1 pseudogene is annotated in these 730 nt (G+C 77.8%); it reads right to left on the reverse strand.

Annotation, left to right across the window (positions count from 1 at the left end):
• Window positions 1–109 precede the first annotated feature (109 nt).
• Window positions 110–730: pseudogene (locus HMPREF3159_RS03050) on the reverse strand (hypothetical protein); the annotation flags it as partial.

Consider the following 730-nt stretch of genomic DNA (forward strand, 5'->3'; position numbering starts at 1 on the left):
CGATCACCTCGCGGTGATCGGCCCCTTCCGTCGTCCCGGCATCGTCCCTGCCGGCCGGAAGAGCGGGCGCCGACGCCGGGCCGCGGTCCGCGCCCGTCGAGCGCCTCGCTCAGATTCCGCTGATCCCGGGGTCGAGCGTCGCCACCACCCGCGGGGAGGGGGAGCCGGAGCCGCTGCCCGGCGCCATCTCCCGCGTGACCAGCAGACGATCGGCGGTCCCGTCGGCGGTGAACGCGATCTCGCCGTCGCGGGAGAGGTCCAGCACGCCCAGGCTCCGCGCGACCCCGTCGGTCTCGCGCCACAGCTCGAGCACCTCGCCGTCCCAGCCGGCGACGCCCTCGGCGCGCAGCGCCACGCCGTCCTCCGCGATCACCGCCTGCCAGGTGCCGTTGTCGCTCAGCCCGGGCACGAGCTGCGCCTCGGGGGAGAGGGAGAGCGTCGTCCAGGTGTCGGTGAACTCCTCGGCCTCGGCGAGATCGCGGCGGGTGGTCACCAGCAGCCCGCCCAGCACCAGGGCGGTCACCGCCAGGAGCGCGGCGAGCGTGCGGGAGATCCAGGGGGTGCGGCGCGTCCCGGCGCGGGCCTGCTGTCGGCGCCGGCGGCGTGCACGGCGTCCGCGCTCCGCCTCGTCGCTCGGGCGGAAGGCGAAGGAGGGGGCGGCGTCCGGGGCGGACTGCTCGCCGCCGGAGGGGACGGGGGTCGGGGCCGAGGGGGCCGACACCCCGGCCCC

The organism is Brachybacterium sp. HMSC06H03, from assembly GCF_001807385.1.
Classification (GTDB): Bacteria; Actinomycetota; Actinomycetes; order Actinomycetales; family Dermabacteraceae; genus Brachybacterium; species Brachybacterium conglomeratum.